The organism is Flavobacterium sp. N1736, assembly GCF_025947065.1.
In the GTDB taxonomy this organism is placed as follows: domain Bacteria; phylum Bacteroidota; class Bacteroidia; order Flavobacteriales; family Flavobacteriaceae; genus Flavobacterium.
On record NZ_CP109994.1, the window covers coordinates 3789720 to 3813684 of the forward strand.

Annotated in this window: 26 protein-coding genes; 17 read left to right on the top strand and 9 right to left on the bottom strand. The window is 34.3% G+C overall.

Annotated features, from left to right (window positions below; all coding sequences use genetic code 11):
• Window positions 1-51: 51 nt before the first annotated feature.
• Window positions 52-705 (top strand): metal-dependent transcriptional regulator, encoded by a 654-nt coding sequence (locus OLM54_RS16070; protein WP_264535588.1) that lies wholly within the window; start codon window positions 52-54, stop codon window positions 703-705.
• Between the two features lie 234 nt (window positions 706-939).
• Here the strand turns inward: OLM54_RS16070 and OLM54_RS16075 are convergent, their stop codons facing one another.
• From OLM54_RS16075 to OLM54_RS16110, 8 genes are all read right to left on the bottom strand, one after another.
• Window positions 940-1452, bottom strand: coding sequence for a hypothetical protein (locus OLM54_RS16075; protein WP_264535589.1), 513 nt, complete (start codon window positions 1450-1452; stop codon window positions 940-942).
• A 31-nt stretch (window positions 1453-1483) separates the two neighbouring features.
• Complete coding sequence (locus OLM54_RS16080) at window positions 1484-1885, bottom strand: hypothetical protein (RefSeq protein ID WP_264535590.1); 402 nt, start codon at window positions 1883-1885, stop codon at window positions 1484-1486.
• A 118-nt stretch (window positions 1886-2003) separates the two neighbouring features.
• Entirely contained in the window at window positions 2004-2786 is a 783-nt protein-coding gene (locus OLM54_RS16085; RefSeq protein ID WP_264535591.1) for an enoyl-CoA hydratase/isomerase family protein, read from the bottom strand.
• 10 nt (window positions 2787-2796) lie between these two features.
• A complete protein-coding gene (locus OLM54_RS16090) occupies window positions 2797-4212 on the bottom strand; it encodes an ATP-binding protein (RefSeq protein ID WP_264538574.1) in 1416 nt (471 codons plus the stop codon).
• A 144-nt stretch (window positions 4213-4356) separates the two neighbouring features.
• On the bottom strand, window positions 4357-4905 hold the full coding sequence (locus OLM54_RS16095) for a CopD family protein (protein ID WP_264535592.1): 549 nt from the start codon (window positions 4903-4905) through the stop codon (window positions 4357-4359).
• 79 nt (window positions 4906-4984) lie between these two features.
• The gene (gene hemH / locus OLM54_RS16100; RefSeq protein WP_264535593.1) at window positions 4985-5998 is read right to left on the bottom strand and encodes a ferrochelatase; all 1014 of its coding nucleotides are present in this window, start codon (window positions 5996-5998) and stop codon (window positions 4985-4987) included.
• Window positions 5999-6142: 144 nt separating this feature from the next.
• Window positions 6143-6517 carry a hypothetical protein gene (locus tag OLM54_RS16105; protein ID WP_264535594.1) on the bottom strand — a complete coding sequence of 125 codons (375 nt, stop codon included), beginning with the start codon at window positions 6515-6517 and terminating at the stop codon, window positions 6143-6145.
• 2 nt (window positions 6518-6519) lie between these two features.
• Window positions 6520-7392 (bottom strand): helix-turn-helix domain-containing protein, encoded by an 873-nt coding sequence (locus OLM54_RS16110; protein ID WP_264535595.1) that lies wholly within the window; start codon window positions 7390-7392, stop codon window positions 6520-6522.
• A gap of 227 nt (window positions 7393-7619) precedes the next feature.
• On the opposite strand from OLM54_RS16110, the gene hemA reads away from it, so the two are divergent.
• The 11 genes from hemA to OLM54_RS16165 all read left to right on the top strand — a co-directional run bounded on the left by hemA (window position 7620) and on the right by OLM54_RS16165 (window position 16907).
• Entirely contained in the window at window positions 7620-8870 is a 1251-nt protein-coding gene (gene hemA, locus OLM54_RS16115; RefSeq protein WP_264535596.1) for a glutamyl-tRNA reductase, read from the top strand.
• Window positions 8871-9092: 222 nt separating this feature from the next.
• A complete protein-coding gene (hemC, locus tag OLM54_RS16120; RefSeq protein WP_264535597.1) occupies window positions 9093-10016 on the top strand; it encodes a hydroxymethylbilane synthase in 924 nt (307 codons plus the stop codon).
• Window positions 10016-10681 carry a uroporphyrinogen-III synthase gene (locus tag OLM54_RS16125; protein WP_264535598.1) on the top strand — a complete coding sequence of 222 codons (666 nt, stop codon included), beginning with the start codon at window positions 10016-10018 and terminating at the stop codon, window positions 10679-10681. Before hemC ends, OLM54_RS16125 begins: the two co-directional genes overlap by 1 nt.
• 104 nt (window positions 10682-10785) lie before the next feature.
• Window positions 10786-11811: a uroporphyrinogen decarboxylase gene (gene hemE, locus OLM54_RS16130; RefSeq protein WP_264535599.1), complete on the top strand. Its 1026-nt coding sequence runs from the start codon at window positions 10786-10788 to the stop codon at window positions 11809-11811.
• A 155-nt stretch (window positions 11812-11966) separates the two neighbouring features.
• Window positions 11967-12518, top strand: coding sequence for a transposase (locus OLM54_RS16135; protein ID WP_264535600.1), 552 nt, complete (start codon window positions 11967-11969; stop codon window positions 12516-12518).
• 137 nt (window positions 12519-12655) lie between these two features.
• Entirely contained in the window at window positions 12656-13033 is a 378-nt protein-coding gene (locus OLM54_RS16140; protein WP_264535601.1) for a hypothetical protein, read from the top strand.
• A gap of 2 nt (window positions 13034-13035) precedes the next feature.
• Window positions 13036-13587, top strand: a complete 552-nt coding sequence (locus tag OLM54_RS16145; protein ID WP_264535602.1) for a GNAT family N-acetyltransferase — start codon at window positions 13036-13038, stop codon at window positions 13585-13587.
• Entirely contained in the window at window positions 13577-14479 is a 903-nt protein-coding gene (gene hemF / locus OLM54_RS16150; protein WP_264535603.1) for an oxygen-dependent coproporphyrinogen oxidase, read from the top strand. The genes OLM54_RS16145 and hemF overlap by 11 nt, the downstream gene beginning before the upstream one ends.
• A 40-nt stretch (window positions 14480-14519) precedes the next feature.
• Entirely contained in the window at window positions 14520-15413 is an 894-nt protein-coding gene (locus OLM54_RS16155) for a fructose bisphosphate aldolase (RefSeq protein WP_264535604.1), read from the top strand.
• A 94-nt stretch (window positions 15414-15507) separates the two neighbouring features.
• Window positions 15508-16500: a porphobilinogen synthase gene (gene hemB, locus OLM54_RS16160; RefSeq protein WP_264535605.1), complete on the top strand. Its 993-nt coding sequence runs from the start codon at window positions 15508-15510 to the stop codon at window positions 16498-16500.
• Window positions 16501-16502: 2 nt separating this feature from the next.
• Window positions 16503-16907, top strand: coding sequence for a c-type cytochrome (locus OLM54_RS16165; RefSeq protein ID WP_264535606.1), 405 nt, complete (start codon window positions 16503-16505; stop codon window positions 16905-16907).
• 57 nt (window positions 16908-16964) lie between these two features.
• On the opposite strand, the gene OLM54_RS16170 is transcribed toward OLM54_RS16165, so the two are convergent.
• The gene (locus tag OLM54_RS16170; protein ID WP_264535607.1) at window positions 16965-19025 is read right to left on the bottom strand and encodes a M13 family metallopeptidase; all 2061 of its coding nucleotides are present in this window, start codon (window positions 19023-19025) and stop codon (window positions 16965-16967) included.
• A gap of 199 nt (window positions 19026-19224) precedes the next feature.
• Here OLM54_RS16170 and OLM54_RS16175 point away from each other — a divergent pair, with 199 nt between their 5' ends.
• From OLM54_RS16175 to OLM54_RS16195, 5 genes are all read left to right on the top strand, one after another.
• A complete protein-coding gene (locus OLM54_RS16175) occupies window positions 19225-20151 on the top strand; it encodes a DMT family transporter (RefSeq protein WP_264535608.1) in 927 nt (308 codons plus the stop codon).
• A 253-nt stretch (window positions 20152-20404) separates the two neighbouring features.
• Entirely contained in the window at window positions 20405-21070 is a 666-nt protein-coding gene (locus OLM54_RS16180; RefSeq protein WP_264535609.1) for an SCO family protein, read from the top strand.
• A gap of 102 nt (window positions 21071-21172) precedes the next feature.
• Complete coding sequence (locus OLM54_RS16185) at window positions 21173-21412, top strand: FeoA family protein (protein WP_017495803.1); 240 nt, start codon at window positions 21173-21175, stop codon at window positions 21410-21412.
• Window positions 21412-23511: a ferrous iron transport protein B gene (gene feoB / locus OLM54_RS16190; RefSeq protein WP_264535610.1), complete on the top strand. Its 2100-nt coding sequence runs from the start codon at window positions 21412-21414 to the stop codon at window positions 23509-23511. Before OLM54_RS16185 ends, feoB begins: the two co-directional genes overlap by 1 nt.
• 6 nt (window positions 23512-23517) lie before the next feature.
• Window positions 23518-23640 (top strand): FeoB-associated Cys-rich membrane protein, encoded by a 123-nt coding sequence (locus tag OLM54_RS16195; RefSeq protein ID WP_264535611.1) that lies wholly within the window; start codon window positions 23518-23520, stop codon window positions 23638-23640.
• Window positions 23641-23965: the final 325 nt, after the last annotated feature.

Consider the following 23965-nt stretch of genomic DNA (forward strand, 5'->3'; position numbering starts at 1 on the left):
GTTTTCCCTCAATCTAAAATCTAAAATCAACACTCTAAAATCTAAAATGGAATGACTTTTTCAGAAGAAAACTATCTAAAATCAATATATCATCTTACGGCTTCGAATGATGCTGAAGTAAGCACGAATGCTATTGCTGAAATGATGGAAACCAAAGCTTCTTCGGTTACGGATATGCTTAAAAAACTGTCTGAGAAAGATTTGGTCAATTATAAAAAATATCAGGGTGTTTCTTTGACGGAAAATGGAAAACTAGCCGCTAAAATGATTGTTAGAAAACATCGCTTATGGGAAGTTTTTTTGGTTGAAAAACTAAATTTTACCTGGGATGAGGTTCATGATATTGCCGAACAATTAGAACATATCAAATCAGAACAATTGATTAACCGTTTGGATGATTTTTTGGGAAATCCAACCGAAGATCCGCACGGAGATCCGATTCCGGATGCAAACGGGCGAATTGTTAAAATTGAAAAACAATTGCTTTCTGAATTAACCGAAAATCAAATTGGAGTTTGTGTTGGTGTAAAAGATACTTCATCAGAATTCCTGAAATATCTGGATAAACAAGAAATTGCCTTAGGTTCTAAAATTGAATTCTTATCCAGAGAATCTTTCGATTTATCTGTAAAAATTAAGGTTGATGGTCGTGAATTGTCGATTTCGAATAAAATAGCTTCGAATTTGTTTGTGAAGTTGGTTTAGGATTATTTCACAGAGATTCGCAAAAATTGCACAGAGGTTCACAAAGATTTTTTTATCGGATCTGTTATTTGGACGGATTAAAATCCGTTGAGGTTCACGAAGAATCTATTTTTTTTGTCAGACTGAGCGAAGTCTAAGTCCCGCAATGTGATTCAGCAAACGAGGCTTCGACTTCGCACTGCCTAACAAAGCAGGTGTCTATAACCACAAAAGATTGTAACGAAAGAGTTTATGTTAATTTGTTTTTTTCTTATCAATAAATTTCACAATCACTTTACTATTTGTCATGATTAAATAACCAAAAATGGTTTTTAAAAAGTAAAACATTATCCATGATGTTCCCATATAATCTTTAAACAATTCTTTCTGTCTTAAAAACTCATAAATTGTCGAGCAAAGTTTAGGAATAGCTTCAACAAAAACAAGGGCTCCAATAACAATTACAGCAATAGAAAGAACAGCATCGTACGGAATATTTATATCTATTTTTTCTTGGGTGAAATTTTTATCCAGTTTTAATATATTTATTATAAATTCTGTTTTAAAAAGGAAAAATCCAGTAACCAAAAGATAAACTATAAGAGTCCCAGATGTTATAAACCATACCGAAATCAAATTAGCCCAATTCAGCGTTCCATCATTAAAAGAAAATGTTGTGGCAAATTGTGGAATAACATATACGCTATTTATTAAAAGCCATAAACCGATCCCTTTAATAACAATTCTCCAAAAAGTTTTAATCTCCATATAGCTTTAAATTCTGTTTGACTCGAAATATTTAAACAATCCCCTTCTCTATCATTTCTAACATTACCGGCGAAGCGTTTTTAAACGTGGGTTCTTGTTCGATAATACTTCCCGCATTTTTCTTGTTTACTTTAAACGTCACATCATTGTCTGTCGTGAACAAAAGTGCTGTTAAAAATGGATTTTTAATGTAAGTTCCTAAAACCAATAATGCTTCATCTAAAGCGTGAATACTTTCAATTTCTTCTGTTTTGTAGCGAGAAGTTAATGAAATTGAATAGGTGTTGTCTTCATTTAAAACCAATCGGAAATAGATGTTTTTAAGTTCTGTATCTCCAATTGTTTTCGCTAAAGTTAGTTTGGCAAAAGTGCCGGCTTGAATGCTCTCTTTGACGCGTTCGCAAAAAAGAGTAAATATAGGTTCGTAGGACATGATTTTATTTTTTGTAATTGAATATTAGCCACTAAGGTTCTGAGTCACTAAGTCGCTAAGATTTTGAAAACCTTTGTGAGTCTCTGCGTAAAACCTTTGTGCGACTTTGTGTTATAACTTATTTCCCTGTAAATTCAGCTTTACGTTTTTCTAGAAATGCAGTTGTACCTTCTTTAAAATCCTGAGTTCCGAAGCATTTTCCAAATGATTTAATTTCGGTATCAAATCCGTTTTTACCATCTGTAAAATTAGCATTGATTGCTTTTATTGCTCTGCTGATCGCGAATGGTGCATTCTTGATGATTTTTTGTGCAATTGTATTTGTAAAAGTCAAAAGTTCAGCTTGCGGCACAACGTGATTTACTAAACCATACTCTTTTGCTTCTTCGGCAGAAATCATTGCTGCGGTCATGATCATTTCCATCGCACGGCCTTTACCCACTAATTGTGGCAAACGCTGCGTTCCTCCGTAACCGGGAATCAATCCTAAAGTTACTTCCGGTAATCCCATTTTTGCATTGTCTGATGCTACTCTAAAATGACACGCCATTGCCAGTTCTAATCCGCCGCCAAGAGCAAAACCGTTAACGGCAGCAATTACGGGTTTCTTTAAACCTTCTATAAAATCAAATAAACTTTCTTGTCCTTCTGCTGCAAGTTGCGCGCCTTCGACAATAGTATAATTTGCAAATTCTGAAATATCGGCTCCGGCTACAAATGCTTTTTCACCAGTTCCGGTAATTACAATAACACGAACATCATCATTTTTGGCTAATAATTTTACTGCTTTACTCAAATCACTAATCGTCGCTTTGTTTAAAGCATTCAATTTTGTAGGTCGGTTAATAGTTACGGTTGCAACTTTTTCTTCAATAGAAATTAAAAGATTTTCGTAGTTCATGACGGTGGTTTTATGAGTTTGTGATAGGTAAAGAAACTCTAAATGTGGTTCCTTTTCCGTAAGTTGATTCAAAGGTAATTGTTCCTTTGTAATTTTCGATAATGTTTTTGATAATTCCGAGACCAAGTCCCATTCCGCTGGTTTTCGTGGTGAATTTTGGTTCGAAAATTCTACTGATATCCTGTTTCTGAATTCCGATTCCGTTGTCTTTTACCGCAATTTCTACATTATTGTTTCTGCGTTTTACTGTAACTAAAATAGATTTATGAAACTGACTTTCGGGAATTGCCTGAGTTGCATTTTTTACCAAATTGGTAATGACACGAATTAATTGCGTTCGATCCATTTTAGAAATAATTTCCTCTTCTTCACTTTCAAAAACAATATAATCTTCGTTAAAAATATCCAATGAAAGCTCTACAACCTCAACCACATTTAAGGTTTCGTTTTGCTGTGCCGGCATCGAAGCAAAATTCGAAAATGCCGAAGCCACTGCCGACATTGTATCAATTTGCTGAATAAGGGTTTCTGAGTAATCGTTCAGTTTCTGTTTTACATCTGGTGCTGTCGGGTCAAACTTTCGTTGAAAACTCTGCACGGTCAATCGCATCGGCGTAAGCGGATTTTTAATTTCATGCGCTACTTGTTTTGCCATTTCACGCCATGCTTCTTCACGCTCACTTTGTGCCAATTTTATAGCACTTGTCTCTAATTTATCGACCATTCCGTTATAAGCCTTTATCAGGAAGTTCACCTCTTTACTATTGGCTTCTAATACAATTTTCTCGTTTTTCTGATCTAAATTGGTTTCTTCCAATCGGTCTGAAATGGTTTTAAGCGATTTTGTTATATAAGTAGAAAGAAAATAAGCCAATGCAAAAGCTACAATTAACATAAAGGAATAAACCTGGCTTAACCGAATTAAAAAAGTATTTAACTCGTTATCATAATAACCATCATCTTCTAAATAGGGAAGATTTAAAATTCCGAGCGGTTTGAATTTTTCGTCTTTGATTAAACTATAAGAAGATCTCTTTTTAACGCCATCGATGGTTTTAATGTCTACAAAACGCTTTTCGATAGAGGAACGCACTAATTTTAGGATATATTCCGGAATTGGCGGCGCTACTTTATCAACCGCAAAAGATTCTTTTGAGGATTTTAGTAATTTGCCGTCAAGGCTATAAATGTTGATTTCGATTTTATGAATCTGCGCTAATTCGTGAATTTTATCTTTAAAAATCAAATCCAGATTTCCTGTTTTTAAAGGATAAGTTGTTGTATTCAACACATAATTAATATGTTCTTTTACGGCATTTTCTTTTCGTTCAAGACGTTCCTGATGATATTCTTTAGCTTCATTTTTAAATTGAATAATAGAAATGGAAGCCAGTAAAAAAGATGCCACAACAATCAATACAATCATCGAAAGGAAAATCCTGACACGCAATGAAAGCATCGACATTTTGAAGTTACTCAGCATATTTTTTGTTTTTGTTTGTTTCAGGTTTCAAGTTTCAGGTTCCGTTGCGGTCGACAACTTGAAACTTGAAACCTGAAATTAAAAAAACTATTTTCTCTCTCTGATTCTCTTATAAAACCTAAATCCCAGCATAATAATAATCGAAAATAAAAAAATTCCGATTACACCGAAAATCCAGTTGATGGCACTCTTTAAAACTACTAAAAAAACTACTGCAAAAAGTATAATCGTTGCACCTTCATTCCATAAACGCATAAAATTGTTTGAATATTTTACCTCATCATTTTGCAATTGCTTAAATATCTGATGGCATTTCAAATGATACAAATACAGCAGGAAAACAAAACATAACTTAACGTGCATCCACGGCATTTTGAGCCAGGCATTTCCTAAATCGGTAAAAAGCAACATCCAAAAAGCAAAAATACTAGCCAAAATTGCGGATGGCCAAGTAATAATATACCACAAACGATATGTCATTATTTTGTATTGCGCTTGTAGAATTTCCTTTTCCGGAGATGGTTTTTCATTGGCTTCTATTTGATATACAAACAAACGCACAATATAAAATAATCCCGCAAACCAGGTTATTACAAAAATAAGATGCAGCGATTTTAGATAATTATAATATTCCATTATTATTTATTTCAAGTTTCAAGTTTAAGGTTTTTTTTAAAGTTGATTGTAACTTGAAACCTTAAACTTGAAACAACTATTATTTTGCCCAATCATTAATCCAATTCCCAACTGTTTGGCACCATTCATCGTCGTCATTCAAACACGGAATTGCTAAGAATTCTTCTCCTCCATTTGCTTCAAAATCTTCTTTGGCGCGCATCGCAATTTCTTCCAGAGTTTCTAAACAATCAGAGACGAACGCTGGTGTTACAACTGCAAGGTTTTTGATTCCTTTTGCCGGCATTTTGTCGATTTCAACATCAGTATATGGTTCTAACCATTTATCTCCTGCTAAACGCGATTGAAAAGTCAGACTATATTTATCTTCCGGAAGTCCTAATAATTTTACGACTTGTCTGGTAGTTTCATAACATTGATGACGATAACAAAAATCGTGCGCCGGTGAAGGTGTGCTGCAACAAGAACCATCAATTTTACAATGTGATTTCGTTATATCTGTTTTGCGAATATGGCGTTCCGGGATTCCGTGGTAAGAAAACAATAAATGATCATAATCAAATCCAACCAGATATTTCTGAATAGAATCGGCTAAATTCTTGATGTAATCCGGTTTGTTGTAAAACGCAGGAACATCGGTAAAAGTCATTTGAGGGAATTTCTTTTTACGGATTTCTTCGGCTTTTACTAAAATCGTCAAAGTCGAAGCCATTGCATATTGCGGATATAAAGGAAAAAGCAATACTTCGGTAACGCCTTTATCGTGCAATTCCTGAAGTCCTTTTTCGATCGTCATGCTTCCGTAACGCATTGCCAGCGAAACTGGAACATTTACCAAAGGCTGTACTTTTTTCTGCATTCTTTCTGAAAGAACCACTAATGGAGAACCTTCATCCCACCAAATTTTCGCATAAGCGTGAGCTGATTCTTCCGGTCTTTTTCTTAAAATAATTCCTCGAACCAACAAAGCTCTCAATAAATACGGAACATCGATCACGTATTTATCCATTAAAAATTCGTCTAAATATGGTTTTACATCTTTTGTAGTTGGACTTTCCGGAGATCCTAAGTTTACTAATAATACGCCTTTCATTTATTCTTTGCTTTAGGCTTTAAGCTTTAGGCTTTAAGCATTTTGTTTGTTTTAATTTTCGTCAAAAGTAGAACTTGTCACTTTTTAGAAATATGATAAATGTTATTTTTTATTTATGTTCTGATATCTAAAACTGATGCTAAATTACTCTCCATTTAAGATTATATTGTTTAACTCTTTCTTCATTTTTTCTTCCCATCTTTTTCCATTTCTCTTTTCAAGATAAATGTTTGTTATTTTATAATATTTACTAACTGCACTATCCAATTCTTCATTGCCTACTGTACAGCCTAAATTCTTTATAAACAAACCGTATTTGCGATAGACATTTACTATCTTGTTACCTCTTAATAATTCTAAAGAATCACGAGGCGGAAGTACTAATCCAAAACTAAAAGTTTTTACGCTATCGGCTTTAATATCATGATATGCCTGATTTTCATATTTTGCCAACAACGGATTCTCTTCAGATTTACAACCACAAAAAGCGATTAAAGCAATCAAAATACCTTTCTTCATTATTATACATTCGTATTAATCGACATTAGATATTTCTTTGGAGTTGTGGCAAACTTTTTCTTGAAAGCCGCAATAAAATGACTTCCGGTGCTGTAACCAATTTTCAATCCAACTTCGTTTACATTATAAGATCCGCTATCAAGAAGTTTTCGGGCGAAATCCATTTTGTAATCAAATAGAAAACCGTAAACCGTGTCGCCGTAAATTTGTTTGAAACCCATTTTAAGTTTCTTCAAATTCAAACCAATTTCATCTGCCAGCTCTTGCAATCCGGGTGGTTCAGCCATATTGGCGATGATAATTTCTTTGGCTTTTCTGATCTTCAAAACGTTATCTTCATCAATCAAAAACGGACATTGTTCTGCATTTGGATCTTCGGTTCTGTTAAAATACAGACTCAATAATTCATATCCTTTTCCTTTATAATAAAGGTTTTTTATGGATGGATGAAGGTTGTAATGAAACAGCTGACTTAGCACAATAGCCATTGAAGGACTTATATTTCCTTCGTTATAGTACTTTTTGTCCTTATTATCAGGACTTAAAAAAGTAATATAATCTGCTTCGGCAGAAAACAATGCGTGAAATTTCTTTATTGATACAATTACTGAAATTACCCATGAATTTGGAGCGAGTTCTAAATTCAACGGTAATTCTTTCTGCGGATTGTATAAAAGCAACGATTTTTCTTCTTTCAAATCTAAAGCATAACTACCCTGATTGAACAAGAATTTAGCATTTCCTTTTATCCCGAAATGAAACTGTATCAGGCCACTACCTACTTCATGCTGTGCAAAAAAAGGCTGCGGACTGTCGTTTTGAAAACGAATAAGCGTAAAGTCGTCTTCAATTTTTATAATTTCCTGAGAACTCATAGCGATATTTTTTTGAATCGAAAATCAAAACAAACTCAAAATGTTATTTAGAATCACTCTAAACAAATCATTTCAAACAAGTTGATTTTGCTACAAAAATACTTCTTTTTGCATAAATACAGACGTTTAGAAACAAAAAAACATGTAGCGATACAAAAAGTACTTTGAGCGTTACTTTTGTAAACACTATAATGATAATTTTGTTGCACTTTTATGAAAGTGAATTTATGGAAAACAATAACGTACCGAAACACCTGTATTTTTACTCAGTTGGTCTGAGTTATAAAAAAGCTGATGCTGAGGTTAGAGGTCAGTTTAGTTTGGATGCGATTGCCAAAACGCGTTTGCTGGAACAAGCTAAAACAGAAGGAATAGAAAGTTTAATTGTCACTTCGACTTGCAACAGAACCGAGATCTATGGTTTTGCAGAGCACCCTTTTCAATTAATAAAACTAATTTGTGATAACAGCAACGGTTCTGTTGATGCTTTTCAAAAAGTTGGTTTCGTTTATAAAAATCAGGAAGCAATTAGTCATATGTTTCGCGTAGGAACTGGTTTAGACAGTCAGATTTTGGGCGATTTCGAGATTATTTCTCAAATTAAAACCAGTTTTGCCCATTCAAAATCATTAGGTTTAGTTAATGCTTTTATGGAAAGGTTGACAAACGCTGTGATTCAGGCGAGCAAAAAAATCAAGAACGAAACAGAAATCAGTTCCGGAGCGACTTCGGTTTCTTTTGCATCGGTTCAATATATCATCAAAAATGTAGAAGATATTGGCAATAAAAATATTTTACTTTTCGGAACTGGAAAAATCGGAAGAAATACTTGCGAAAATCTCGTAAAACATACCAAAAACGAACATATTACTTTAATAAACAGAACGAAAGACAAAGCTGAGAAATTAGCCGGAAAACTAAATTTGATTGTTAAAGATTATTCGGAGTTACATCTGGAACTTCAAAAAGCTGATGTTGTTGTGGTTGCCACTGGCGCTCAAAACCCAACGGTTGACAAAACAATTTTAAATCTTAAAAAACCTTTGTTGATTTTAGATTTGTCTATTCCGAAAAACGTAAATGAAAATGTTGAGGATATAGAAGGTGTAACCTTGATTCACATGGATTATTTGTCTCAACTGACAGATGAAACTTTGGAAAACAGAAAATTACACATTCCGGCAGCTGAAGCGATTATTGAAGAAGTAAAAGAGGAATTTGTTGTCTGGACAAAAGGACGCAAGTTTGCACCAACTATAAATGCTTTAAAAGAAAAACTGAATGAGATTAAAGTTTCAGAATTAGATTTTCAAAGCAGAAAAATTGCTGACTTTAATGAAGCTCAAGCTGAAATTATCAGTAACAGAATCATCCAGAAAATCACTACACATTTCGCAAATCACTTAAAAGACGACAACACGATGGTCGATGAAAGCATCGAATGGATCGAGAAAGTCTTTAAAATAAAAGCATCTTAGTTTTTCTTTAAACATTAAGATATTAAGTTAACTTTAGCTTTGCGGTCAAAATATTTTACCATTAAGATATTAAGTTAATTAAGCTTTGTGCTTAAAAAAATAATGAAAGAGAATCATTAGACATAAGAATTAATTAAACTTTGTATGTATAAAGACAACCTTAACTTTCTTAATATCTTAATGGTTCAAAAATAAAAAACCTTGGTTTTTCAAAATAAAAACATGGCTGAAAAAACAATTAGAATTGGAACTCGCGATAGCGAACTAGCACTTTGGCAAGCACATACTGTCGAAAAAAAACTAAATGATTTAGGTTATAAAACTTCAATTGTTGCGGTAAAATCCCAAGGCGATATTATTCTTGACAAACCTCTTTATGAACTTGGCATTACAGGCATTTTCACAAAAACCTTAGATATTGCCATGATCAATGGTGATATTGATATTGCGGTGCATTCTATGAAAGATGTTCCAACAGCTTTACCAAAAGGTATTATTCAGGCAGCAGTTTTGGAGAGAGCCAATGTTCTTGACATTTTGGTTCATAAAGGAAATCCTGATTTTACGAATCCAAGTACAATTGCAACCGGAAGTTTACGTCGTCAGGCGCAATGGTTTAATAAATATCCAAATCATACGGTAGTTGATTTACGCGGAAACGTAAATACACGCATGCAAAAACTACAAGACAATAATTGGGACGGAGCTGTTTTTGCTGCTGCAGGTTTGGAGCGCATCAACTTAAAACCAGGAAATTATATAGACTTAGACTGGATGATTCCTGCGCCGGCTCAAGGCGCAATGCTTGTTGTGGCAATGGAAAATGACAATTATACTTTGGATGCACTTTCGCAACTAAACCATATCGAAACTGAGATTTGTACTTATATAGAACGTCAATTTCTAAGAACGCTGGAAGGCGGTTGTACCGCGCCAATCGGGGCTTTAGTAAATTATAACGAAGACGAAGATACTTTGCATTTTCAAGGTGTTTTACTTTCTGTTGACGGGAAACAAAAACTTGAAGTAGACAAGACCGTTGATATTTCTGAATGGAAAAAACTAGGTTTCTTCGCTGCTCAGGAAATTCTGAACAATGGCGGAGCTGAATTGATGGCATCTATTAAAGAAACTTTAAAAAAATAATGAGTAAATCAATTCAAATATTATCTACAAAAAAGCTATTGGGCGAACAGAAACAAGCATTGGTAAAAGCCAATATTGAAGTAATCGAATCTGATTTTATTCAAACCCAAAATAAACCTTTCGAACTTAAAGACCTCAACGATAATTTGATTTTTACAAGTCAAAATGCGGTTCACAGCGTTTTATCAGATCCGAAATCGGAAGAACTAAAAAGTAAAAACGTATTTTGTGTTGGCTTAAAAACCAAAATTCTTTTATCTGAAAGCGGCTTTAATGTTGTGGCTTATACAGGTTATGCTTCAGATTTAGCCGAAATTATAACTTTGATTTATCGCAGTGAAAGCTATACTTTTTTCAGTGGAAATCTTCGTAGAGAAACTTTGCCACAAGCGCTAAAAGATGCTGATGTAAAGTTTAATGAAATTCAGGTTTATGACACGTCATTAACGCCTCAAAAAATAAAAACTGCTGTTGATGCAATCTTATTTTTCAGTCCTTCCGGCGTTGAAAGTTATTTGAAAGACAATACTATTAAAAAAGAAAAGTGTTTTTGCATTGGAGAAACCACCGCAGAAGCTTTACATAAAATTACAAAAAACATCATCATTGCAGATCAGCCAACGGTTGAAGACGTAATCGAAGATGTAATTGAAGAATATAAATAATAAACACGATTTCCTACAAGGTTTCCAAAACCTTGTAGGTATATAAACTATCATCAACAATACCTACAAGGTTTTGGAAACCTTGCAGGATAAACAAATAAGAAATGTTAAAAAACGACCTATTTTTAAAAGCATTAAAAGGAGAAACTGTTCAACGTCCGCCAGTATGGATGATGCGTCAAGCCGGAAGATATTTGCCGGAATTTATCGCTTTGCGTGATAAATATGATTTTTTCACTCGTTGTCAAACTCCGGAATTAGCTGCTGAAATCACAGTTCAGCCAATTCGCAGAATTGCTCCGGATGCAGCGATTTTATTCTCTGATATCTTAGTTGTTCCGCAAGCAATGGGAATCGAAGTTTTAATGAAAGAGAATTTTGGTCCTTTTTTACCAAATCCTATTCGTTCAATGGCTGATGTTCACAGAGTTTATGTTCCGGATATTCAGGAAAGTTTAGGTTATGTAATGGATGCTATTAAGTTGACTAAAGAAATGCTGAACGATGAAGTGCCTTTAATCGGTTTCGCTGGTTCACCTTGGACAATTTTTTGTTACGCTGTTGAAGGAAAAGGTTCTAAAAGTTTTGATACTGCAAAAGGTTTTGCTTTCTCAAACCCTGCTGCGGCACATACTTTATTACAAAAAATCACCGATACTACTATTTTATACTTAAAAGAAAAAGTAAAAGCTGGTGTTGACGCTGTTCAGATTTTTGATTCTTGGGGAGGAATGCTTTCTCCTGTTGATTATCAGGAATTCTCATGGAAATACATCAACCAAATCGTTGAAGCGTTGGCAGATCACGCACCGGTAATCGTTTTCGGAAAAGGATGTTGGTTTGCACTTGGTGAAATGGGAAAAAGCAGAGCTTCGGCACTTGGTGTAGACTGGACTTGTTCGGCTAGAAATGCTCGTTATTTGTCTGGTGGAAATATTACTTTACAAGGAAATTTTGATCCGTCAAGATTGCTTTCTCCAATTCCAACCATTAAAAAGATGGTTCACGAAATGATCGACGAATTTGGAAAAGATAAATATGTTGTAAATTTAGGTCACGGAATTTTACCAAATATCCCTGTAGATCACGCAAAAGCGTTTATTGACGCGGTGAAGGAATATAATCAATAATATACAGTTTTTAGTCGCAGTTTCAAGTAACAGTTCGGCTTTCCTGCAAGGTTTTCAAAACCTTGTAGGTATAAATTAGGTCTTGTCGTTTATAAATCAGCAGACCTACAAGGTTTTGAAAACCTTGCAGGACACGTTGGAAAAATAATAACAATATGAAATTAGAGGTTTTAGAAAGAGATTGTTATTATCACATTTATAATCGTGGCATTAATGGAATAAATATTTTTGAGAATGATGCCAATAAGATTTATTTCTTAAAACAATTTTCAAAGTATTTATCTGATAAGATTTCAATTTTTGCTTATTGTCTGATGAATAATCATTTTCACTTAGTCATTCGATTAAATAATGAAGAGAAAGAAGTTACACAGGCTTTTTCAAACTTGTTTAATTCTTATGCAAAAGCATTTAATAAGCAGACAAACAGAACAGGAAGTTTATTCGAAAAGCATTTTAAACGAATAAAACTAAAAGATGAAAGCTATTTAAAGCAACTTATTCTATACGTTCATTTAAATCCGAAACATCATTTCAATATAGATTTTAAAGATTTCAGATTTTCATCTTATAAAGCTTTTTTATCTGATAAAGAGACAAAAATAGAACGTGAAGAGGTTTTAAATTTATTTGGAGATTTAGAAAATTTCATCTTTTGTCATAATCAAAAGAATGAATTTTTAAATGAAACATACACTTTTGAATAATTTTGGTTCGTCCAGCAAGGTTTTCAAAACCTTGTACTTGTAGGTCTGAAATATAAATTATAAATGGATTTAGCTTACCTAATAATAGAATACCTACAAGGTTTTGAAAACCTTGCAGGAAACAGAACTGAACAAACATGTTAAACAAAGGCCTCAGAGACGAAGAAGCAATAAGAATTGACAATGTCCTGAAAACATTGCGGTCTCTCGACTTTTTGCCTGAAAACTTGAATAACGACAAGAAGTTCGAAGTTGAAAATCAGTTAAAAGAATTCGGTTTAAATATTGAAACTTTAGTCCGTTATCAAAATGAAGAATTAATAACATTATTAACTCGCTGTCATTTAGATTTTAACCAACTAGAACAGTTTGCAGATTTCTTAACAGACTTTTCAAAAGTAGAAAATTATAATTTCGAAAATAAAGCTTTAGCCATATATCAATATATTCAACAAGAAAGTAAAGTTTTTTCGTTTGGAATAAATACTAAAATCGCTTCGGCTAAAAACAAATAAAGATGAGTTTTACAGATTGGAAGATAGATCGAATTGAACATGTTCACCCCTCAGCGTTTTTTAAACTAGTCAATAAAAACAGACATCACATCGGAAAAACTTTTCCTGTGACGCTTGCCAATTCTGATTCTCTAAAAAAAGCAGAAGATTTTCTGGAAGTCAGTCTTGATAAAGAAAAAAACAAGGAAGGTTTTTACTTTTATGCAAGAGACATCAAAACCAACGATTTAATTGGTTATTTATGTGTAAAAACTATAGATTATCGCATCTCAAAATGTGAATTAGGATATTTTGTTGATGAGGATTATCAGGGAAAAGGAATCACCTCAAAAATGGTTTCAAATGCACTCGCCTTTTGTTTCAATGAATTGTTAATGAACAAAGTTTTTATCTGCACCTCAGAAATTAATAGCGCAAGTCAGCAAATTGCTTTAAAACATCATTTTAAACAAGAAGGAATTTTACGTGACGAGTTTAGAAATGGTGACGGCGAATTGCAAAACACTGTTTATTTCGGCTTGCTCAAATCAGAATACAATACTCATGAAAGATAAATTTTACGCCTACATACAAAAGTTACAAGACCAGATTTGCGCCGGATTAGAAGCTGTTGACGGAACTGCAAAATTCCGTGAAGATCTTTGGAAAAGACCGGAAGGCGGTGGTGGACGAACACGCGTAATTGAAAATGGTGCCGTTTTCGAAAAAGGCGGTGTAAACATTTCAGCCGTTCACGGAACATTACCGGAAGCGATGCAAAAGATGTTTGGCGTTGGCGAAGCTGATTTTTTTGCTTGCGGATTAAGCTTAGTTTTACATCCTAAGAATCCTATGGTTCCTACTGTGCACGCTAATTGGCGATATTTTGAAATGTATGACGAATCCGGAAAAGTGATCGAACAATGGTTTGGCGGCGGACAGGATTTAACGCCTTATTATTTGTTTGGAGAAGATGCAACACACTTTCATCAAACATGTAAAACAGCTTGCGACAAACACAATCCTGAGTTTTATCCAAAATATAAAAAACAATGCGATACTTATTTCTGGAATGCACACAGAAACGAAGCTCGCGGAATTGGCGGTTTGTTCTTTGATTATTGCAAAGCAAATGAACAAATGTCGATGGAAGATTGGTACAACTTTGTAAGTGAAGTTGGAAACAGTTTCTTAGAAGCGTATGTTCCAATTGTTGAGAAAAGAAAAAATCTGGAATATAGTCCGGAAAACAGAAACTGGCAGGAAATCCGTCGTGGTCGTTATGTTGAGTTTAATTTGGTTCACGACAAAGGCACTTTATTTGGTTTAAAAACCAATGGAAGAATTGAAAGTATATTAATGAGTTTGCCTCCGCATGTACAATGGGTTTATGATCATCATGCAGAAGCTGGAAGTGAAGAAGAAAAATTAATAAATGTATTAGAAAATCCGCGCGAATGGATTTAAACTAGTCAAGGTATTTATAGTAAACTAAAATTTCGGTATTATGGAAAAGAGAGATTTACAATTAAACCGCATGCATTCCGGTAAAGGATTTATCGCTGCATTAGATCAAAGTGGCGGAAGTACTCCAAAAGCATTATCGCAATATGGCGTTAATGAAAGTAGTTACTCAAATGAAGAAGAAATGTACACGCTTGTACATGACATGAGAACCCGTATTATTAAAAGTCCTGCATTTGACAGTGATTATATCCTGGGAGCTATTTTGTTTGAAAACACTATGGATCGAAAGATTGACGGACAATGGACTGCTGACTATTTGTGGGAAAAGAAAAACATAGTTCCGTTTTTAAAAGTTGACAAAGGACTTGCTGATCTTGCAAACGGTGTACAACTGATGAAACCTATTGCTAATTTAGATGAAATGTTGACGCATGCTGTAGAAAGAAATGTTTTTGGAACCAAGATGCGTTCTGTTATTAAAGAAGCAAACACAGAAGGAATTCGTGAAGTTGTCGCCCAGCAATTTACAGTAGGTTTACAAATCTTTAAAAAAGGACTTGTACCAATCATTGAACCTGAAGTTGATATTTATAGTGCCGATAAAGAAAAATCAGAAGAAATTTTAAAAGAAGAAATCAAGAAACAGCTTCGTTTATTAGATAAAGATGTAAAAGTGATGCTAAAATTATCTATTCCAACTGTGAATGATTTTTATAGCGAATTAATGTCTGATCCACATGTTGTGCGTGTTGTAGCATTATCTGGCGGATATGGACAGGATGAAGCCAATCTAAAACTTTCACAAAACCACGGATTGATCGCAAGTTTCTCAAGAGCATTGTCTGAAGGTCTTAGCGCAGGTCAATCTGATGCTGAATTTGACACTAAAATTGGCAAGACAATTAAGGAGATTTACACAGCTTCTATCACATAAATAAGTCGAAAGTTTAAAAGTCATCAAGTCAAAAGTATTGACATCAATTAATAAAAATCTAAAATCTGCATTCTTAAATCAAAAATTTAAAACAATGTTCCCATTACAAAGAAACCGCCGTTTAAGAACCAATGAATCTATTCGTTCATTAGTTCGCGAAACAAGTTTAAGTCCACAGGATTTTATGCTTCCTATGTTTGTTGCAGAAGGAAAAGATGTAAAAGTTGCTATTCCGTCAATGCCGGGAATTTACCGTCATTCGTTAGACAATACCATTAAAGAAGTAAAAGAGGCCTGGGATTTAGGAATTAAAGCGGTTAATATTTACGTAAAAGTAAGTGACAAACTTAAAGATAACAAAGGTGTTGAAGCGTGGAATAAAGACGGTTTAATGCAACAAACTATTCGCGCCATAAAAGATGCTGTTCCTGAAATGATTGTAATGCCGGATGTAGCTTTAGATCCTTATTCAATTTATGGCCATGACGGAATCATTGAAAGCGGTCAATTGATAAATGACGCCACTGTTGATGCTTTAACCCGAATGAGTCTGAGTCATGCTGATGCCGGAGCTGATTTTGTAGCGCCAAGCGACATGATGGACGGAAGAGTTTTAGCAATTAGAAAAGCATTGGAAGAAAACGGACATCACAATGTGGGAATTATGAGTTATAGTGCGAAATATGCGTCTGCTTTTTACGGACCTTTTCGTGATGCTTTAGATTCTGCTCCGGTAGATTCTCAAAACATTCCTAAAGATAAAAAGACCTATCAAATGGATTATGCAAATCGAATTGAAGGAATTCGCGAAGCATTATTAGACGTTGAAGAAGGTGCAGATATTGTAATGGTAAAACCGGGAATTGCTTATTTAGACATTGTTCGTGAGGTAAAAAATGCCGTTCATGTTCCGGTTGCTGTTTACCAAGTATCAGGTGAGTACGCTATGGTAAAGGCCGCAGCAGAAAGAGGATGGCTTGATCATGACAAAATTATGATAGAGCAACTTTATTGCATTAAGCGTGCTGGAGCCAGTATTATCTCGACTTACTTTGCAAAAGAAGCCGCTGTAATTTTAAATAAATAAGAATGAAAAAAGAAGTATTATTCTTGTCAGCAGTTTTAGCTTTTGCATCTTGTAAAAAAGAAAGAATTGAAAACACCAATCAAAATACAACAGAATCCTATTCAGAAGGAGAATCGGCGAAAGCCAAAACACCTGAAGCTTTAGGAAAAGAAATTTTTGAAGGAAAAGGAAATTGTACCGCTTGCCATCAGGCTGATCAAAAAATAATTGGACCAAGTATTCAGGAAATTGCCAAAACATACAAAGACAAAAAGGGCGATATTATCACTTTCTTAAAAGGAAATGCAGAGCCCATTGTTGATCCGAGTCAGTTTGATGTAATGAAAACCAATTTTCCGGTTACAAAAGCAATGTCTGATGAGGAGCTAAAAGCAATCGAAACCTATATTTACAGTAATCTGAAATAAATAAAAGTTATAGATAAAAAACGGCGCTAATTTTAGCGCCGTTTTTATTATTTTATCTTACCAGATTTTAACTCTCTTTTCCGGTTCAATATACATTTTGTCTCCTTGTTTGATTCCAAAAGCCTGATAAAAAGTATCGACATTTTGAATTGGAACAATTGCTCTGTACATTCCCGGTGAATGCGGATCTGTTTTTACCTGACTTTTAATCGCTTCGTCTCTCGATTTTGTTCTCCAAACAGTCGCCCAAGAAATAAAGAATCTTTGCTCTGGCGTAAACCCATCAATTAAACCCGGATTTCCATTTGCTTTCAGGTACAATTGCAAACCATCATAAGCAGCATTAACTCCGCCTAAATCTCCAATGTTTTCACCTAAGGTAAATTTACCATCAACGTGAATTCCCGGTAAAGGCTCTAAAGCACTATATTGATTGGCAAGCGCAGTTCCTAATGCTGTAAATTGTTTCAAATCGTCAGCTGTCCACCAATCCACAAGATTTCCATCTGCATTATATCTTGCTCCGGAATCATCAAAACCATGTGAAATTTCGTGACCAATTACAGCTCCAATTCCACCATAATTTACAGCTTCATCAGCCTCGTAATTGTAGAAAGGCGGTTGTAAAATTGCCGCAGGAAAAACAATTTCGTTATAAGATGGATTGAAATACGCATTTACAGTTTGTGGCGACATTCCCCATTCAGTTTTATCAACCGGTTTACCTAATTTATCTAAATCTTCTTTATAATCCCATTTTGACAAGTTTACAGCATTGTCAAAATAAGTTCCACCTTCAGCAACATCTTTAATTTGCAAAGCCGAATAATCTTTCCATTTATCAGGATATCCAATTTTGATGGTTAGTTTCTTTAACTTCTCAATTGCTTTTACTTTTGTCTCACCAGACATCCAAGGCAACGCATTGATTCTGTTTTCATAAGCCAAAATCACATTCGCAATCATCTTCTTTGCTTTTTCTTTTGCTTCAGCAGGAAATAATTTCTCTACATAAAGTTTTCCTAAAGCTTCACCGGTTGCTCCGTTAATTACCTGCAAAGCCTGTTCGTCTCTTGGACGCTGCTTTAAAGCTCCGGTTAATGTCTTTCCGTAAAAATCAAAATTTGCACTTTCAATATCGGTAGACAACGAAGTTGCAGCTCTGTTTAAAGCACACCATTTCAAGTATTCTTTCCATGCCGCCACTTTGTTCTCTGTAAAAGTTTTCTCTAAAGCAGCCATATAACGCGGCTGCGTTACATTTACTGTATCTAATTTTGTAATTCCGATTCCGGCAAAATATTTATCCCATTGAATCGATGGCGTTGATTTTTTTAAATCAGCAATAGCCGTTGGGTTGTATTGTTTTCTACGGTCTCTGCGTTCAACACGATCCAGTCTTGGAGCAGACATTTCGGTTTCTAAAGCCAAAATCTGTGCAGCACTTTCTTTTGCTTTTGCAGGAGATTCTCCAATAAACTGCATCATTCGGGCAATATGAAGTTCGTATTTTTCGCGTTTTTCTTTAGAATCTTTATCATCAGCATTGTAATAATCCTTATCTGATAATCCTAAACGTCCAGGACCTAAATTTACTGAATTTACATTACTGTTTTTTGCATTTGCTCCAATAGAAATTCCAAAGAAACCAATGCCTCCCTGCGGTTCCATTTCAATTAAGAAATTTTGCAGGTCGGTAACATTTTTAATCGCATCAATTTTCTTTAAATAAGGCTGAAGTGGCTTAACTCCTCTTTTATTTCTTCCAACCGTATCAAGAATCGTGTTGTACAATGCAACCGCTTTTCCCTGATCTGTATTTGATTTGTACTTGGGGTTTTTGGATGCTTCTTTTAAAATTGCAAGTGAATTATCATCTGTTTTTTGACGTAATTCATTAAAACTTCCCCACGAAGTCCGATCGCTTGGAATTTCAGTTTTATCTAACCAGGTTCCGTTTACGTAGCGAAAAAAGTCTTCGCCCGGACTAATTTTAGTATTCATGTAGGAAACATTAATACCAGGTTCTTTGGCTGTTGCATTTTGAGCTTTGACTGCAGTAAAGGATAATATTGCAGAAAAGGCACAAAATAATGGTTTTGTAATCTGTTTGTTCATTTTCGAGTGTATTTATAGTGTATCTACAAACATATTGTTATTATTCTAAAATTTATGTTAAAACCACACAATATTCAACGTAAGTTTTTTAATGCAAATATTTCATCGCTGTCAGCAAAAATTTTCATGAATATATCTATGCTTTTTATCTTCTATTTAATTTTGTTTTTGGAATATTTGTTAAAAGAATCAAATCAAAGTGAGAGCAAAAATTCAGAGTGCATTTTCGGGAAAAATAGAAGCGATCGGTCTTCCAATTTTGGCTTTATGCTGGGTAAGTTTTTTTTGGGGAACTACCTGGCTGGCTTCAAAAGAAGGCGTAAAACATATGCCGGGTTTACAGCTGGCAACTATACGACAGTTTTTAGGCGGAATTCTATATGTTGGTTATTTTCTTCTAAAAAAAGAACCGTGGCCAAAAGGCAAACAATGGCGCACTATTCTGGTTTTGGCAATTTTAAATTTTGCTTTAAGTAACGGTTTAAGTACATGGGGCGTAAAATATATCAGCAGCGGATTAGGCGCTATTATCAGTGCGATTTTTCCAATATGGATTATCATAATTAATTTTTTTCATGGTGAAAGAGTTGCTAAACTTGCCATAACGGGAATTCTAATTTGCTTTGGAGGAATTTGTATCATTTTCATCGACCATTTGGCTGATTTCCTAAGACCTGATTTTCAATTCGGAATCATCCTGACGATTGCTTCAACAATATCCTGGGCTTTTGGAATTTTACATACTAAGAAAAAAGCAGCAAGTTTTAATCCCTATTTTAGTTTAGGATTACAAATGCTGATTTCGAGTGTACTGCTTCTTGTAATTACGGAAGCTTCGGGAACTAATATTCCGTTAAACGAAATTCCGTCTCAATCATGGTGGGCAATTGGTTATCTGGTTATTATTGGTTCGGTTTTAACGTTCATTGCTTTTATTTATTCGCTGCAGCATCTTCCAACAGAAATTAGCAGTATTTATGTTTACATTAATCCAATCGTTGCGATGGTTTTGGGCGCTATTATTTTCGGTGAAAACCTTACTTCTGCCATTGCAGTTGGTTCCGTTGTAACTTTAATTGGGTTATATCTGGTTAATAAGTCGATTAGAAAAACTAAAGTAAAATGAATCGCCACGAATTAATATTTAATCTTGCAGAGCCGCAAAGATTTTGTCATTTCGACGCAAGGAGAAATCACACAAGAAGCTCTACAAAGATTGGCAATTATCTGTGCGGAGTTACGTGTGTGATTTCTCCTTGCGTCGAAATGACATAAAATACGAAAATATATCTTCGAGACTTCAAAGATGTGTTTGTTAAAACAATCCATAATTAGCTTTTTAAAATGCGCTTTTTGTATTTTTGCGACAAATTATTTTTATGAAATCGTTTCTTTACAAATACCGTAAATTCTTTATTGTTTTAATTGTTTTTTCGGTTGTCACTATATCTCTGTTTTATTCGGCCTTAAAGCCACAAAAGACTTTACCAATTTACAATCCTGCCGATGTAAATCCTGAATTGGTTGACAGTACGATTCAATATAAAAGCAAATACCACACAATTGCTGATTTTTCGTTTGTAAACCAAAACGGTGATACTATAACTCAGAAAAATTATGAAGGCAAAATTTATGTTGCCGACTTCTTCTTTACAACTTGCGGATCTATTTGCCCAAAAATGACAACTAATCTTGAAGAAGTTCAAAAAGCGGTTTTGAATAATCCGAAAGTGATGTTACTTTCACATACCGTTTTTCCAGAAGTTGACAGTATTCCGGTTTTAAAAGAATATGCGATCAAACATCATGTTGTAGACAGCAAGTGGAATTTGGTTACCGGCGATAAAAAAGAAATCTATACAATGGCAAGAAAATCGTATTTAGCTGTAAAACTTGGAAGACCAGATCAATTGTACGATATGGTTCATACGGAGAATTTTGTTTTGGTAGATCAAAAACGCCGTGTTCGCGGATTTTATGACGGAACAAATAAAGAGGATATGAATCGTCTATTAGAAGATATCAATTTCTTGTGTCAGGAATAAAGCCCTTATTTTTAGAAAGATTTAGCATATTCAAAAGTGTTAAATGCCTTTGAATAAAGAATAATTGTCTACTTTTGTAATCTAAATTCAATCTAAATAAGCTTGCAAAATACAATTCACACTCTGAAAAAAGGCGAGAAAGCCATTATCAAAGATTTTGACATCGATCTTATTCCTCTAAAATTATTAGAAATGGGATGTTTGCCGGGCAACTTAGTCGAATTACTTCAAATTGCTCCTTTTGGAGATCCTTTATATCTTGACATTAACGGCTCGCATGTTGCGATTCGTGTTGAAACTGCTCGTGAAATTGAAGTTGAACTTATCAAAACCAATTTATAATGAGCATTCAAAATATTAATGTCGCCCTTATCGGGAATCCTAATACAGGAAAAACGTCTGTTTTTAATCAGCTTACAGGTTTAAATCAGCAAGTTGGGAATTATCCCGGAATTACGGTTGAGAAAAAAATAGGTTTCTGTAAACTACCTCATAATATAAAAGCTAACATTCTGGATTTACCCGGAACGTATAGTCTGAATGCGAGTTCGATGGACGAAAGTGTTGTTATTGAACTTTTGCTGAATAAAAATGATAAATTATATCCGGATGTAGCGGTTGTTGTTACAGATGTTGAAAATCTGAAACGAAACTTATTGATTTACACTCAGATTAAAGATCTTGAAATTCCGACGATTTTAGTTATTAATATGTCTGATCGTATGGAAAGAAAGGGAATTACTTTAGATATTCCGTTTCTTGAAGAAAAGCTAAAAACTAAAATTGCTTTGGTAAGTTCCCGTAAAGGTTTTGGAATTGAGGAATTAAAAGAATTAATTGTTTCTTATAAAACCATTCCGCACGAAGCTTGCTTAAATTCATCTGTTATTGATGCAGAATATTTTGAAAAACTACAACATGCTTTTCCGAATCAATTATTATACAAATTGTGGCTGGTGATTACGCAGGATGTGAACTTTTCGAATTTGGACCGAAATGAAATTCGAAGCACTTTTACCAAATCGCATTCTGAGTTAAAGCGTTTACAGCAAAAAGAAACCATTAAAAGATATCAGTTTATCAATGATGTTTTAAAAGAAGGTTTAAAGGTTGACGCCTCAATGGCAAAAGATTTCAGAGCAAAACTGGATCGTGTTTTAACGCATAAATTTTGGGGCTATTTTATTTTCCTTGCCATTCTGTTTGTTATTTTCCAGTCTATTTTTAGCTGGTCAACAATTCCAATGGATTTCATAGACAGTACTTTTGCTTCGTTAAGCAGCTGGGTTTCCTCAGAATTACCCAGCGGAATTTTAACTGATTTACTATCGCAGGGAATTATACCGGGAATTGGCGGTGTTATTATATTTATTCCGCAAATTGCTTTCTTGTTTTTGTTTATTTCAATTCTCGAAGAAAGCGGTTATATGAGTCGGGTTGTGTTTTTGATGGATAAAATAATGCGCAAGTTTGGGCTTTCAGGAAAAAGTGTTGTGCCTTTAATTTCAGGAACTGCGTGTGCGATTCCGGCAATTATGGCAACGAGAAATATCGAAAACTGGAAAGAACGCCTTATTACGATCTTGGTAACGCCTTTCACGACTTGTTCTGCAAGATTACCTGTTTATGCGATTATAATTTCTTTGGTAATTCCAAATAAGCGTGTTTTTGGAATTTTAAATATGCAGGGATTATCCTTAATGTTATTGTATTTATTGGGTTTTGGAACTGCAATTTTATCTGCCTATATATTGAATAAAATATTAAAACAAGATAACAAAACGTATTTCGTGGTTGAAATGCCAAGTTATAAAATGCCTTTACTCAAAAACGTTGGAATTAATGTTGTGGAGAAAACGAAGGCTTTTATTGTTGGTGCGGGTAAAATCATTCTTGCTATATCTGTTATCTTGTGGTTTTTGGCTTCGTACGGACCCGGGAAAAATTTCAATGAAGCTGAAACTATTGTAAAGGAAAGATTTGTAAATAACCCTCTAGACCAGGTTGCATTTGAAAATGAAGTTGCTTCTCAAAAATTAGAAAATTCTTATATCGGAATTATGGGTAAAGCAATCGAACCTGCCATTGCGCCTTTGGGTTACGATTGGAAAATTGGAATTGCCATTATTAGTTCGTTTGCAGCGCGTGAAGTTTTTGTGGGAACTCTGGCAACAATTTACAGCGTTGGAAATAGTGATAATGAAACGACTATAAAAAGTAAAATGCAGGAAGAAGTAAATCCTGAAACAGGAAAAAAGATATTCAATTTTGCTTCGGGAATTTCGTTATTACTTTTTTATGCTTTTGCCATGCAATGCGCCAGTACTTTGGCTATTACAAAAAAAGAAACCAATTCGTGGAAATGGCCTGCAATGCAGCTGGTTTTAATGAGCGGACTGGCTTATTTTGTGGCACTTTTAGCTTATCAACTTTTAAAATAAAATGCCATGATTCAGGAAATTATCTCTTTTGTAATATTGTTTATCGCTGTTGGTTTTTTAATCAAAAAGTTCTTTTGGAAATCTAAAAAGAAAAAAGACTGCGGCGACGGAAATTGTGGATGTTCTTAGGGAAAGGTTCTGAGTTCCTGAGTTCCTGAGTAGCTGAGTTTCTAAGATTTATAGGTATAATGGTTAGACATTTTTGTCTTTTTTTGACACAATTAAATCCTTAACTTCCTTTTTGTCAATCGTGTAACTTTTAATTTTGTTTTATTAATTCAAATTTTAAAGAGATGACAGATTTTGATAGAACAGAGATTATCAGAGACAATAGAGTTTCTAGAATATTGTGGTTTATGCTTGGTTTTTTAAGTGCCGGAGCGGTTTTTTATTTCTTTATGAAACATCATTAGTAATAATTTTAAAAGTCTGAAAAAGTTAAACTGAGACTAAC